The 13,597-nt window shown below is 38.8% G+C and carries 17 protein-coding genes; 13 read left to right on the top strand and 4 right to left on the bottom strand.

Annotation, left to right across the window (positions count from 1 at the left end; genetic code table 11):
* Nucleotides 1–14: 14 nt before the first annotated feature.
* Nucleotides 15–1,730, top strand: a complete 1,716-nt coding sequence (locus KIP84_RS03370; protein ID WP_032036916.1) for a proline--tRNA ligase — start codon at nucleotides 15–17, stop codon at nucleotides 1,728–1,730.
* Between the two features lie 53 nt (nucleotides 1,731–1,783).
* Here the strand turns inward: KIP84_RS03370 and KIP84_RS03365 are convergent, their stop codons facing one another.
* From KIP84_RS03365 to KIP84_RS03355, 3 genes are all read right to left on the bottom strand, one after another.
* Nucleotides 1,784–2,125 carry a YegP family protein gene (locus KIP84_RS03365; protein ID WP_016143125.1) on the bottom strand — a complete coding sequence of 114 codons (342 nt, stop codon included), beginning with the start codon at nucleotides 2,123–2,125 and terminating at the stop codon, nucleotides 1,784–1,786.
* A 211-nt stretch (nucleotides 2,126–2,336) separates the two neighbouring features.
* Entirely contained in the window at nucleotides 2,337–2,681 is a 345-nt protein-coding gene (locus KIP84_RS03360) for a zinc ribbon domain-containing protein YjdM (RefSeq protein ID WP_064786062.1), read from the bottom strand.
* 90 nt (nucleotides 2,682–2,771) lie between these two features.
* Nucleotides 2,772–3,128 carry a DUF488 domain-containing protein gene (locus tag KIP84_RS03355; protein ID WP_170248295.1) on the bottom strand — a complete coding sequence of 119 codons (357 nt, stop codon included), beginning with the start codon at nucleotides 3,126–3,128 and terminating at the stop codon, nucleotides 2,772–2,774.
* A gap of 174 nt (nucleotides 3,129–3,302) precedes the next feature.
* On the opposite strand from KIP84_RS03355, the gene rutD reads away from it, so the two are divergent.
* The 8 genes from rutD (at nucleotide 3,303) to KIP84_RS03315 (ending at nucleotide 10,279) form a co-directional block, all read left to right on the top strand.
* On the top strand, nucleotides 3,303–4,109 hold the full coding sequence (rutD, locus tag KIP84_RS03350; RefSeq protein ID WP_213689332.1) for a pyrimidine utilization protein D: 807 nt from the start codon (nucleotides 3,303–3,305) through the stop codon (nucleotides 4,107–4,109).
* Nucleotides 4,106–4,693, top strand: coding sequence for a malonic semialdehyde reductase (locus KIP84_RS03345; protein ID WP_151823340.1), 588 nt, complete (start codon nucleotides 4,106–4,108; stop codon nucleotides 4,691–4,693). The genes rutD and KIP84_RS03345 overlap by 4 nt, the downstream gene beginning before the upstream one ends.
* Before the next feature lie 359 nt (nucleotides 4,694–5,052).
* The gene (gene rutA / locus KIP84_RS03340) at nucleotides 5,053–6,171 is read left to right on the top strand and encodes a pyrimidine utilization protein A (RefSeq protein WP_130173355.1); all 1,119 of its coding nucleotides are present in this window, start codon (nucleotides 5,053–5,055) and stop codon (nucleotides 6,169–6,171) included.
* Nucleotides 6,168–6,920 (top strand): pyrimidine utilization protein B, encoded by a 753-nt coding sequence (gene rutB, locus KIP84_RS03335; RefSeq protein ID WP_068612103.1) that lies wholly within the window; start codon nucleotides 6,168–6,170, stop codon nucleotides 6,918–6,920. Before rutA ends, rutB begins: the two co-directional genes overlap by 4 nt.
* 46 nt (nucleotides 6,921–6,966) lie before the next feature.
* Complete coding sequence (rutC, locus tag KIP84_RS03330; protein ID WP_002116077.1) at nucleotides 6,967–7,350, top strand: pyrimidine utilization protein C; 384 nt, start codon at nucleotides 6,967–6,969, stop codon at nucleotides 7,348–7,350.
* Between the two features lie 66 nt (nucleotides 7,351–7,416).
* A complete protein-coding gene (gene rutF / locus KIP84_RS03325) occupies nucleotides 7,417–8,007 on the top strand; it encodes an NADH-dependent FMN reductase RutF (protein WP_213689331.1) in 591 nt (196 codons plus the stop codon).
* Nucleotides 8,008–8,038: 31 nt separating this feature from the next.
* On the top strand, nucleotides 8,039–9,391 hold the full coding sequence (rutG, locus tag KIP84_RS03320; RefSeq protein ID WP_213689330.1) for a pyrimidine utilization transport protein G: 1,353 nt from the start codon (nucleotides 8,039–8,041) through the stop codon (nucleotides 9,389–9,391).
* 15 nt (nucleotides 9,392–9,406) lie between these two features.
* Nucleotides 9,407–10,279, top strand: a complete 873-nt coding sequence (locus KIP84_RS03315; RefSeq protein WP_101664589.1) for an NAD(P)-dependent oxidoreductase — start codon at nucleotides 9,407–9,409, stop codon at nucleotides 10,277–10,279.
* Between the two features lie 45 nt (nucleotides 10,280–10,324).
* Here KIP84_RS03315 and KIP84_RS03310 read toward each other — a convergent pair whose 3' ends face one another.
* A complete protein-coding gene (locus KIP84_RS03310; protein ID WP_199992966.1) occupies nucleotides 10,325–10,777 on the bottom strand; it encodes an SRPBCC family protein in 453 nt (150 codons plus the stop codon).
* Nucleotides 10,778–10,815: 38 nt separating this feature from the next.
* Between KIP84_RS03310 and KIP84_RS03305 the strand changes: the two genes are divergently transcribed.
* The 4 genes from KIP84_RS03305 (at nucleotide 10,816) to KIP84_RS03290 (ending at nucleotide 13,580) form a co-directional block, all read left to right on the top strand.
* Entirely contained in the window at nucleotides 10,816–10,932 is a 117-nt protein-coding gene (locus tag KIP84_RS03305; RefSeq protein ID WP_199992967.1) for a hypothetical protein, read from the top strand.
* Nucleotides 10,933–10,991: 59 nt separating this feature from the next.
* On the top strand, nucleotides 10,992–11,714 hold the full coding sequence (locus KIP84_RS03300; RefSeq protein ID WP_213689329.1) for a folate-binding Fe/S cluster repair protein: 723 nt from the start codon (nucleotides 10,992–10,994) through the stop codon (nucleotides 11,712–11,714).
* A gap of 146 nt (nucleotides 11,715–11,860) precedes the next feature.
* Nucleotides 11,861–12,571, top strand: a complete 711-nt coding sequence (locus KIP84_RS03295; protein WP_213689328.1) for a DsbC family protein — start codon at nucleotides 11,861–11,863, stop codon at nucleotides 12,569–12,571.
* A 184-nt stretch (nucleotides 12,572–12,755) separates the two neighbouring features.
* Entirely contained in the window at nucleotides 12,756–13,580 is an 825-nt protein-coding gene (locus KIP84_RS03290; RefSeq protein WP_213689327.1) for a tetratricopeptide repeat protein, read from the top strand.
* Nucleotides 13,581–13,597 lie beyond the last annotated feature (17 nt).

The raw sequence follows: 13,597 nt of genomic DNA, 5'->3' as shown, positions 1-13,597 counted from the left end.
TTAGGACTTTTTCCATGCGCGCAAGCCGCTTTTTATTTGCAACGTTGAGAGAAACCCCAAATGATGCTGAAGTGATTTCACACCAGCTCATGTTACGTGCGGGGATGATTCGTAAATTGGCATCTGGTTTATATACATGGCTGCCGATGGGAACACGTGTGCTTAAAAAAGTAGATGCGATTGTTCGTGAAGAAATGAACCGTTCAGGCGCAATGGAAGTATTCATGCCCGTGACTCAACCCGCAAGTCTTTGGGAAGAATCAGGTCGATATGAACAATATGGCCCTGAGTTATTACGTTTTAAAGATCGTCATACGAATCCATTTGTACTTGGGCCAACGCATGAAGAAGTTATTACGGATATGGCGCGTAACGAATTAAAAAGTTATAAGCAGCTTCCTGTAAATTTCTATCAAATTCAAACTAAATTCCGTGATGAAATCCGTCCACGTTTTGGTGTAATGCGTTCACGTGAGTTCATCATGAAAGATGCTTATTCTTTCCATGCAACTCAAGAATCATTACAAGAAACTTATGATGTGATGTACGACACTTATAGTCGTATTTTCACTCGTTTAGGTTTAGATTTCCGCCCAGTACAAGCCGACACAGGTTCTATTGGGGGGTCAGCTTCACACGAATTCCACGTATTGGCTGCTAGTGGTGAAGATGACATCGCATTTTCAACTGAATCTGATTATGCAGCAAACGTTGAAATGGCTGAGGCTGTTTTGGTTGGTGAACGCGCAGCACCGACACAAGAATTTAAATTGGTTGAAACGCCAAACCAAAAAACGATTGATGATGTTTGCCAATTCTTAAATGCTGATCCAAAGCAATCTGTTAAAGCATTATTGGTTCAAGGCATTGCTGATGAAAAAGGTAATGTTCCTGTCGTTGCTCTATTTGTACGTGGTGACCACGAACTTAATGAGATTAAAGCTGAGAAGCATCCTTTAGTTGCTGCGCCTCTTACTTTTGCAACTGAAGAACAACTCCAAGCATTTGGTTTAACTGCTGGCTTTACAGGTCCACAAGGTTTAGTCGAAAAAGGCTTAACCGTAATTGTTGACCGTGCTGCATCGGTTCTTTCAGACTTTGTTGCTGGTGCAAACGAAGCAGACAAACATGCAGTTGGCGTAAACTGGGAACGTGATGCGCAAATTAGCGAAGTCTTTGACTTACGTAATGTGGTTGAAGGCGATCCATCTCCAGATGGCAAAGGCACACTACAAATTAAACGTGGTATTGAAGTAGGTCATATTTTCCAGCTTGGTACTAAATACTCTGAAGCTTTAGGCTGTAAAGTTCTAGGTGAAGATGGCAAACCATTTACAGTAACTATGGGATGCTACGGTATTGGTGTAACACGTGTTGTTGCAGCTGCAATTGAACAAAACTACGATGACAAAGGTATTATCTGGCCTCAAGCCATTGCACCTTTTGAAATTGCAATTGTTCCAATGAATGCGCACAAATCACCACGTACTCTTGAAGCAGCAGAGTCTCTTTATGCAGAACTTCAAGCTCAAGGTTTTGATGTGTTACTTGATGATCGTAACGAACGTCCAGGTGTTAAATTCTCTGACCTTGAGTTGATGGGTATTCCACACCGTATTGTAATTGGTGAAAAAGGTTTGGATGCTGGTACTTTTGAATACAAAGGCCGCCGCGATGCTGAAGCGAGTAATTTAACTAAAGAAGAGCTTTTAGCTAAATTAGTGCGTTAATAAATACATAAATAAAAAAGCAGCTTTTAGAAGCTGCTTTTTTATTTCAATTTTTATGCTTGAACAGTTAAATCCTTGATAGTCGTAGATGAACCATTGTTTTTAACCGACTCAATTCCTTTATCACGTGAAGCTTCGCTCGCATAGAACTGGCTCGTGCCAATAATCTGATGATTTGCAGCTTTTAAATTGAAATAAGGTTTCCCATTCTTTGCAGTTAAACGCTCATATCGGGCATCATCACCACTGTTTTTCTGAATAGACTCAATACCATTTACAGCAGAGGCTTTTGCCTTATATAGCTCACTATTTAAAATAGGTTCACCATTTCCTGCCTTCAAGATAAAGCGATATTGACCATCACTCGCTTGTGAAATTTCGTACCATCCTGCCATAAAAACCTCATTTTTTTGTTGGTGTGGGTATGACTTTCGTTATTATTCTGGACGAAAGTTATTTGTTATTAATGACAATATAAAGGCGTAAATATTCCTTGAACAGTCCATTTTTTATACTTTTTCGTAATAAAATTATAATGATGTTAGGAATTTAAAAAGCAGAGATATAGACATATATCTCTGCTGAAATGTAATAATAATTAACAGTTTAAGCTTTTTTTACAAATTCAGATTTTAACTTCATCTGACCAATACCATCAATTTTACAATCGATATTGTGGCCATCACTTGCATCTGGAACTAAACGAATCGTTTTTACCTTTGTACCGACTTTAACGACTGAAGAAGAGCCTTTAATTTTTAAGTCTTTAATTACAGTGACGCTATCACCATCTGCCAAGATATTTCCATTTGCATCTTTAATAATTTCTTGTTCTTCAGTTGCTGATGCTTCTCCTTCTTTCCACTCATGTGAACATTCAGGACAAATCAATAAGTCGCCATCTTGGTAAGTATATTCTGATTGGCATTTTGGGCAGTTTGGCAAAGACATGAAAAAAATCTCAAAAAGTATATTATGCGAGAAATGACTCATTTTTTAAAGTTTTAAATAAGAGACTTTTACCAAAAAAAAATTTATATATTATTTTAAGTTTTTACTTAATAAATATTCCTTCAAAATAATTGCGTGATTGTTTTCAACATCTTTTGCTGAATATAAAAGTGTGACTGTATTCCTTGATGCGATTTGTTGTAGCTCTTCAACGGCGGAGTTGGTTTCCAGTTCCTCTAAATAACGCTGTTTAAATTCTTCCCAATGATCTGGTGTTGCAGCATGGAACCACTTTCTAAGTTCAGTTGAAGGAGCCACTTCTTTTAGCCACAAATCTAAATGAGCGTTCTCTTTACTAATTCCCCTGCTCCATAGGCGGTCAACCAAAATTCGCTTTCCATCACTAGGCTCAGCATTTTCATAAATTCTTTTAATATGTATATCCATTTCTGACACCTACTCAGCTCAATCTAAATATCATTGGCTTAATCATCACATTGATTTGCCTTCCTCTACAATCTAAATCTTTTGCGCTAAATATTGTCTCAATTTGCCATTACTGATTAATTCAGGCATATAAATTGCTTTTGAATTTTTCATTATTTTATCAAATGGTAAAAAATGAAATATTATATTTATCCATGTTCAGCTCAAAAAGATGCCCCTTATTTGATTTTCTCATCTGGGTTAGGTGGTCATGCTAGTTTTTGGAGCCCACAACTTGAATCGTTGAGTACGCATTTCAACATCGTGACTTATGACCAAGAAGGCTGTCACCAAGACAGTGCTTTATTACCGGCACACTACCATATGTGTGACATGGCAAATCAAGTACTACATTTATTAGAACATCTTCAAATTCATGAATTCCATATGATCGGGCATGCTTTAGGCGGCATCATCGGAATGGAGCTAGCAAAACAACTACAATCCAGCTCAATTACCATGCTCAGCCTGACACTGATTAATGCGTGGGATGAGCTAGATGCCCATACACAAAAATGTTTTGATGCCCGTATCGCATTATTAGCGTCAGCAGGTGCTGAAGCCTATGTGCGTGCACAGGCATTATTTTTGTATCCCCCAGCATGGATTTCTCAGAATCATAGCCACATTAAAAATACCGAAGATATTCAACTCCAAAACTTTCCACCTAAGACAAATGTATTTGCACGACTCAAAGCATTGATGCGCTTTCAATTACAAGCAGAGCACTTACAAGCATTGCAAGACACCGCAATTCATATCGTTGCCAATCAAGATGATTTTTTAGTTCCAGTACATAAATCACAGGATCTTTTTATCAAACTCGCTCATGGTCAACTCTGCATTTTACCCTCTGGTGCCCATGCTTCCACAGTGACCGAATCTCAACGACTAAATCAAACTTTCATTCAATTTTTCCATAACATTAAGGCCTTATCATGAATGCAAAAACATTAAATATTTTAGATCAACTCTTTTTAGAAGCTAGAACCCACAGCACGTGGTTAGATAAAGCGGTCAGCACTGAGCAAATTCAACAAATTTATGATCTGGTCAAAATGGCGCCGACTTCTGCCAACTGTAGTCCTGCTCGTTTTGTCTTTTTAACAACACCTGAAGCTAAACAAAAACTCAAGCCAGCATTGTCGTCTGGCAATGTAGAAAAGACGATGACAGCTCCTGTCACTGTTTTGGTTGCAACCGATGCAAGATTTTATGACAAACTGCCAGAACTATTTCCTTATGCCGATGCAAAATCATGGTTTACATCAAGTGAAGCCGTAGCACATGAAACTGCTTTTCGTAATAGTTCATTACAAGCTGCATATTTAATTATGGCATGTCGTAGTTTAGGTTTAGATACGGGTCCAATGTCTGGTTTTGATGCAAAACAAGTTGATGAGCTATTTTTTGCAGGCACAAATCATCATATTAATATCATCATTAACATCGGCTATGGCGACCCTCAAAAAGTTTATACTCGCCTTCCCCGTTTAAATTTTGAAGAGGCTTGTCGGGTAGAATGAGTTAAGTACATACCCCCCTCTTCAATCTCAAAAGAGAAATACCTTAGTTCTACACGGCGACTTCAATGTCGCCTTTTTTTATTCTGCTGTTTTAAAACATTGGATGTCATACACACTCCAAAAGCAAAATTGATCAAATGATGCACAATGAAGCAAGTTAGTTGCTTCTTGGTGCATAATCGCATTATTTTTTACCATTTGATAAAAATTATACCAAATAATAAACTCAATACATTGATAAATATTTAAATATTAAAGTTGGCACGAGCCATGCATTATTAAAAATACAACCAAACACTGAAAATTATATCGTTTATAGCTTTCAGTTCGACTTCCTAAACTCACGATGGGGAATCAAGATGAAGATCGGCGTTTTTTGTCCAATTGGAAATAATGGCTGGCTGCTTTCAGAAAATGCACCGCAATATAAACCTACCTTTGAATTAAACAAACAAATTGTACAGCGTGCTGAACACTACGGTTTTGACTTTGCCCTTTCCATGATTAAGTTGCGTGGTTTTGGCGGAAAAACTGAGTTTTGGGACTATAACCTTGAAACATTTACCCTCATGGCAGGTCTCGCTGCTGTCACCAGTAAAATCCAAATTTATGCAACCGCTGCAACATTAGTCATGCCTCCTGCAATTGTGGCACGTATGGCATCGACCATAGATTCGATTTCTAACGGTCGGTTTGGACTAAACGTCGTGACCGGATGGCAAATGCCTGAATATTCCCAAATGGGTATGTGGCCCGGCGATGAATATTTTGCTAAACGCTATGATTACTTATCTGAATATGTCGAAGTTTTACGTGAACTTTGGGCAACTGGGAAGTCAGACCTAAAAGGCGAGTTCTTCCAGATGAATGATTGTCAGGTCAAACCACAGCCTCAAGCTGATATGAAAATTATCTGTGCAGGACAGTCTGATGCTGGTTTAGCTTTTTCCGCAAAATATGCTGACTACAACTTTGTTTTCGGAAAAGGTTTAAACACACCGACAGCCTATGCCGAAATTAATGATCGCTTAAAGGTTCAAACCGACAAAACTGGACGCAATGTACAAACCTATGTGTTGTTTATGGTAATTGCTGCCGAAACAGATGAAGCCGCAATGCAGAAGTGGCAACACTATAACGATGGTGCAGACATGGAAGCTATTCGTTGGCTACAAGACCAAGGTGCAAAAGATAAAGTGTCTGGGACTGACACCAATATTCGCCACATGGCCTCTAGCGTTTCTCCCGTCAATATCAATATGGGCACCATTGTTGGCTCTTTTAAAAATGTCGCAAAAATGCTTGATCAAATTTCCGAGATTAAAGGGACAGAGGGAATTTTGTTGACCTTTGATGACTTTGTACAAGGCGTAGAAGATTTTGGTCAACGCATTCAACCGCTCATGAAATGTCGTGAAAGTGTCGTTACCGAACTGACAAAGCAAGCCGAACCAACTGTTTTGGAGAAAAGCGCATGAATGAAATGTCTAATATTGTATGTGCAGAATTCACCGCACAGATTGGTACAGGCAAAGTATTAAAGGCCGAACCTGAACATATTCAACTAGCAGCAGAACAAACTGCGCTTGTTGTCATTGATATGCAAAATGCTTACACCTCTTTAGGTGGGTATTTAGATTTAGCAGGTTTTGATGTCTCAAAGACTAAGCCTGTAGTCGAAAATATTAAAAAGGCGATCGATGCTGCACATAGTGCAGGGATTCAGGTCATCTATTTTCAAAATGGTTGGGATAAAAACTACGTCGAAGCTGGTGGTTTAGGTTCACCAAATTTTCATAAATCCAATGCTTTAAAAACCATGCGTAAACAGCCTGAGTTACAAGGCCAACTTTTATCTAAAGGTGGTTGGGACTTTGCTTTAATTGATGAGTTACAACCACTTCCACAAGACATCATTATTGAAAAGCCACGTTATAGCGGTTTCTTTAACACCGCGCTCGACAGCATTTTACGTGCTCGTGGCATTCGTAATTTGGTCTTTGTAGGTATTGCCACCAATGTCTGTGTCGAGTCGACCTTACGTGATGGTTTCTTTTTGGAATATTTCGGTGTTGCACTTAAAGATGCTTGCTATCAAGCCGGACCTCAAGAGGCTCACGACGCAGCGCTATATAACATTAAAACTTTTTTTGGCTGGGTATCTGACACCAATAGTTTCATTGAAACCTTTAGTTCGGCATCAACATTGCTACAGCAATCTGCCTAATTCATACATTTAATTTTATCTAAAATTTTTTGATTTGGAGCATTTTATGTCTAAACAAGTTGTTATCCCTGAAGGAACATCGGCACCACTTGCACCCTATGTTCCTGCAACCAAAGCGGACAATATTGTGTATGTCTCAGGCACATTGGCTTTTGATGAAAATAATAATGTGGTTTGTATTGGTGATGCAGCAGGACAGACTCGCCATATTTTAGAAACAATCAAAAAAGTGATTGAAACAGCAGGTGGCACCATGGATGACGTAACGTTCAATTCCATTTTCATTAAAGATTGGGCGGACTATACCGCAGTGAATACGGTATATGCCGAATATTTTCCGGGTGACAAGCCTGCTCGTTTTTGTATCCAGTGCGGCTTGGTGAAACCCGATGCCTTAATTGAAATAGCATCGATTGCCCATGTGGGATAAACGATGTCACTGACAAAAACCTTCTGCATCATAACTGATGTGATGTTTTAGCCTCGATTCATTGTAATGATCATGCATTGGGGTTGGAGAGCAATCATGCAAAAAAGAGAAGAGAAACAAGTTTTAACTCCATCTGCTATTCAGCAGACTCAAACATGCTCAACACACTTAGAAGTAGATCAGCATACTTTTAGGCAAGGCATGGCAAATCTTGGAGCAGCAGTGAATGTCATCACGACAGATGGACCTGCGGGACAGGCTGGTTTTACAGCATCCGCAGTATGTAGCGTAACCGATACACCACCGACACTATTGGTTTGTCTCAACCGCTCAGCATCAGTTTTTAATACTTTTAAACAAAACGAGGTGCTTTGTGTCAATACTTTAGCTGCCCATCAAAGTACCCTATCTACAATATTCGGCGGAAAAACACCAATGCCAGAACGCTTTGCTCATGGGGAATGGAGCAAGCTAATCACTGGTTCTCCGATTTTGAATGAGGCCTTGGTGTCATTTGATTGTGAAATTGTACAAAGCATGAGTATCGGTAGTCATGATGTCTTGTTTTGTTCGGTCAAAGCAATGAAACACCAAAGTGGGCTTAATGCACTTATGTACTTCAACCGCAATTATTGCGAATTACAAACAGCATGCTAATGCAGATAAAAAATGAAAAAGAGGATCTGTTATGCGAACACAAGAATCTTGGTTTCCTAAATTTAAGCCGCACACCAGTAATTTAGAAACTCCCGTACAAATTGATGAATATCTTCCTCCCGGTAAAAGTATTGTTTTGGGGTTACAACATGCTTTTGCGATGTTCGGAGCAACTGTTTTAGCCCCGTTACTCATGGGCTTTGATCCGAACCTTACCATTTTTATTACTGGTATTGGCACTATCTTGTTCTTTTTAATTACAGGTGGGCGTATGCCTAGCTATCTCGGATCAAGCTTCGCCTTTATTGGTGCAGTCGCAGCAGCGACAGGCTATGCAGGGGTTGGATCAAATCCAAATTTAGCTGTGGCGCTGGGCGGTACAATCATTTGCGGTTTGATTTATGCATGCATCGGTTTAATTGTCATGAAAACTGGAACTGCATGGATTGAAAAACTCATGCCACCCGTGGTCACTGGTGCAATTGTCATGATTATTGGTTTAAACCTTGCACCTGTAACAATCAAAAGCGTTTCGACAAATAGCTTTGACACGTGGATGGCAGTCATTACCATTTTATGCATTAGTGCCGTTGCTGTTTTTACAAGAGGTATGATTCGTCGCCTTCTATTACTCATCGGGCTCATCAGTGCTTATTTTATTTATTTTCTACTCACTAATATCTTAGGGTTAGGCAAACCCATCGATTTTAATGCAATCAGTCAAGCTGCATGGTTTGGCCTACCCACTTTTCACTCACCTGTTTTTAATGCCAAAGCTATTTTATTGATTGCACCTGTTGCGCTTATTTTAGTCGCTGAAAACTTGGGACATTTTAAAGCGGTTTCTGCCATGACAGAACGTAATTTATCGCCATATATGGGTCGTGCTTTTTTTGCAGATGGCATCTGTACAAGTTTATCAGCTTCTGTTGGTGGTACAGGCATGACGACTTATGCTGAAAATATTGGGGTAATGGCTGTAACTAAAGTCTATTCAACGACTATTTTTGTGGTTGCGGGACTATTTGCAATCCTACTCGGTCTATCCCCTAAATTTGGAGCAATTATTAGTACCATTCCTGTTGCTTTATTAGGCGGTGCGTCCATTGTTGTCTTTGGCTTAATTACTGTTGCTGGAGCAAAAATTTGGATCGATAACAAAGTTGATTTCACTAAAAATAGTACTTTAATTATTGCAGCAGTCAGTCTCATTATGGGTGCTGGCAATTTAAGTCTACATATTGGGCCATTTGACTTAGGAGGTATTGGAACTGCGACACTTGCAGCAATTGTTCTTAACCTATTACTCAACAGAACGGAAAAATCCGAAAATCAATCTATTGAAAAATCAGTAGAACCCCTTAATTCTGTCCCGCATCTCTAGTTCTGGAGAAACTCCTTGATTCAAAGTGTTTCATTTATCGGTTTAGGTGCAATGGGATGGCACATGGCTTCCCATTTAACCCAAGTATGCAGCCAAGTCTATGTTTGGAATCGTACTTTTGCTAAAGCAAAGCAACATGAACAAACCTTTGGTACGCAGGCTGTAGACCTGACACAAGCTCTACAAGCAGATATTATCTTTTCATGCCTACCGACTAGCCAAGATGTAGAAAATTTAATTGCGGACTCTCAACTAAAACAAGGCTGTATTTGGGTAGATTGCACTAGCGGTGTGCCAGAGACAGCAAGAAAACTCAGCCAACAGCTCAAATTAAATGGAGTTGATTATTTGGATGCACCAGTTTCAGGACAAACGATTGGAGCTGAACGAGGAACTCTCACAGTAATGGTCGGAGGTGACGAGTCTGCTTTTAAAAGAGCAAAACCAATCATTCAAGCATTTGCTAATTTAGTTGAATATGTCGGCGAAAGTGGCGCTGCCTTTGCAGTAAAAGCCATCAATAACACATTAATGGCAACACATCTTTGGGCGTTGGCAGAGGGATTAAGTATCCTTAAATCTCAAGGTGTAAATTTACACTCCGCAATGAACTGTATTAACCACTCTAGTGGCAAAAGTAATATTTCAGAACACATCATGATGCAACGTGTTTTAAGCCGTAAATTTGAAAAAACTTTTGCATTAGATTTATTACAAAAGGATATTGGAATTGCACTAAATCTCGTTACTCAAAATAATTTGGAACTCCCAGCTTTTAGTCTTATTCAGCAACAGTTTAATCAGGTTTCCAAACCCGATGCACAACAAGTCGATTTTTCAGCCATAGTTAAGCTATTGGAACAACAAAACCAATTAGAGCTATGTTAAGAGTAGGTCATACGACCTACTCTTTTATAAGAAAGTAGAGTGACTTTATTGATCTGGAATTTCAGCTTCAATCAATAAAGTAAGTAAAGATAGGGATTCTTGCCAACCCAAATAGCAGGCTTCTACAGGAATAACTTCCGGTATGCCTTCTTGCGTAATATGCACTTCTGTACCTACCAATATGCTTTTTAATGTAATAGTAACCTGCATAGTCCCAGGTAAATTGGGGTCATCGAATTGATCGTTATATCGAATTAGTTCATTTGGAACTAATTCCACATATGTTCCGCCAAAAGCATGTGTTGAACCTGTTGAAAAATTGGTAAAACTCATTTTGTATGAACCACCAACATTTGCATCAAAACTATGAACCTTAGCAGTAAAGCCGTGGGGTGGTAACCACTTTACTAAAGCATCTGGATCTAAAAATGCACGGTAAACTCGCTCGGCTGGAGCCTTAAACACGCGATGAAATTTCACTGTTCCTGTTGCCATCATATGCTCCTTATTTTAATTTCCTTAAAATTATTGAAATTATGGCTATTAGCTTAAACCTTCCGATTTATCCAAACGTATATTTTTGGTGTTTTTTTAAACAAAAAAGCCAACTTCAGAACAAACTCAAATTACGAAAACTATGGCTGATTTTTTAGTAAAAATGGAGCAAAATAGTCAGCAATCATAAAGAAACATATTGAATTTGAGATTAATCATGAGTCTGCTCGCTTTCTCCTCATATGCTTTAAACGGTGTAGATGCACAAAAGTTTTTACAAGGCCAAGTTACTGTAGATACTGAACGTTTAGCTGAAAATACAACTCGCTATACAGCCATTTGTGATCTTAAAGGTCGTATTCACTTTGGCTTATGGCTAAAGAAGATTAATCCTGAAAGTTTTGAAATTATAGTTACCCAAGATCAAGCCGAAGAGTTTGCCAAGCATATTAAAAAGTATGGTGCCTTTTCAAAAATGACTTTAAGTGAACAAGACACTGTGTTCCCAAAAGTTGTGGATCACCAAACTGAATTCACTACTGCTGAAACTGATATTTCCGAATGGCAAAAACAAGCCATTATGACTGGTCAAGCTTGGATTACACAGGCTACTGAACATGAATTCCAACCACAGGAATTACGTTTACATCAACGTGAAGGCGTCAATTACGATAAAGGTTGTTACCTAGGTCAGGAAATTGTGGCGCGTCTTTGGTTTAAAGCAAAACCAAAACACTGGTTACATCTCGTACAAGGTACAGGTGAAGCGCCTGCTTCAGCAACTCAATTAAATAACGATATTGAAGTCGTTAATAGTATTGCAAATGATCAAGGCTATCTTGCTTTAGTTGTTGCGAAACCTGCTGCTCTACAAGAGTTGGGGCTTCAAGTTCTTGAGTTGCCAGAAGCTTTAAGTGGCGACGTTGCAAGACCACAATAATAATTTTTATTAGCTCGAACTGCCCACTGCTAAGTTAGTGGGCTTTTTTATAGATACAAAACACTAATGATTTCATTAGATTAGAACGTCAATTTTTTAAGCTTTATATGCCATCATTAGCCCTGTTGAAATTAAAGAGAAAAAAGATGAAAACTAAACTTGCTACACTCATGTTGAGTCTGGCTATTTTCGGTTCTGCTCATGCTGATGTTAAAACACTTGAACAAAATCTTAAGACGAATTATCCCGATTTGCCTGTAAAAGGTGTTTATCAATCGCCTGTGCAAGGTATTTATGAAGTGTATACAAGCGGCCGCATTGTTTATACTAATCAAGATGCGAAGTACTTTTTTGTTGGTAATTTAGTCGACATTAAACAACAAAAAAATATGACTGAAGAACGTATTGCCGAATTGGGTAAGATTGACGTTAAAAGTTTGCCATTAAATCAGGCGATTAAATATGTGAAAGGTAAAGGTGAACGTACAATCTATGTCTTTAGTGACCCAGATTGCCCATATTGCCAGCGCTTAGAACAAAATATGGTTGGGGTTGATAACGTAACCGTATATGTGTTCCTTTATCCTCTTACTAGTTTGCATCCAAATGCTGAAAAAGTTTCAAATCAAATCTGGTGTGCAAAGAATCCGGCAGAAGCTTGGACAAACTATATGCTTAATCGTAAATTACCGACTAATAGCAAAAGTTGCTCAAGCCCAATTCAGAAAAATATTGCTTTAGGTCAAAAATTAAATATCGATGGAACACCTACCCTGTTCTTGCAAGATGGCCAAAGACTCTCTGGTGTACCAAGTGATGCCAAGCAAATTGAAGCATTACTTCAGTCAGCAAAATAACAATATTACCCACTCTGTTTTATAAATATGAGTGGGTATTTTTTCTCCACAATTTGCCCAAAATGCAGTGCTTTATATACAAATCGGCTGTTTACTTTCAGCAATCAATATTTATGATGAGAAATTGAAACTCTTTCATGCATCAATGGAATGATGTAGCTACGAAGTAAAAGGTTAAAAAGAAATGAAGAAATTACTAATCGCAAGCCTAATCACTCTTTCAAGTACATCAATTTTTGCAGCTGATAACACAGCGACTGCTGCTAAAACCGATGTTTTTAAACAAGCTGAACAACTCTACGCAGCAAAAAATTACTCTGCCGCATTTCAAGAAATGCAACGCCTTGCCCAATCAGGTAACGCCCAAGCTATTTATAACTTAGGCTATATGACTCAAATGGGCCAAGGTACAGCAAAAGACTCTTCTAAAGCCCTAAAATATTATGAGGATGCTTCAAATAAAGGTTACGCCCAAGCGAGTTACACCCTTGCACAAATTTATGAGACTGGTGAATTGGGCGTTGCCAAAGATAGCAACAAATTCAGTCAATATATTCAAAAGGCATCGGCTCAAGGTTCTGATGATGCAACTGTGAAAATTGCGACCATTTTATTTGCTCAGAAAAAACCGCAGTCACATCAAATTGCCCTTCAAAAATTGGCGCCTTTAATTCGAAAAGGAAACTACCCTGCTATTCAGGTCAAAGCACTCTATGACATTAGCCAAGGCGTTGAAAATAAAAATCCTTTAATGAAACGCCAAGGTATCGAAGCTTTACAATCAATTGCTCAAAAAGGCTATGCGCCTGCGTCTATGGCTTTAGCCACCATGATGGCGAATGGCAATATCATTCCGCAAAATCTACCGCAAGCTAAAAAGATCTTTACTGAACTCGCCAATCAAAATGTGCCTAACGCTAAAGAGTCTTTAGCCTCGGTTGATAAGATTATTGCAGAAAAGAGCAAACAGGCTGCAAATGCTCCCGCACAGCCAGCACCGAAAAAATAATCAATGATTAGCCCCTT

The sequence above is a fragment of the Acinetobacter sp. BHS4 genome (genome assembly GCF_018454425.1).
Lineage (GTDB): Bacteria > Pseudomonadota > Gammaproteobacteria > Pseudomonadales > Moraxellaceae > Acinetobacter > Acinetobacter pittii.
This window is presented reverse-complemented; position numbering and strand designations above follow the sequence as displayed.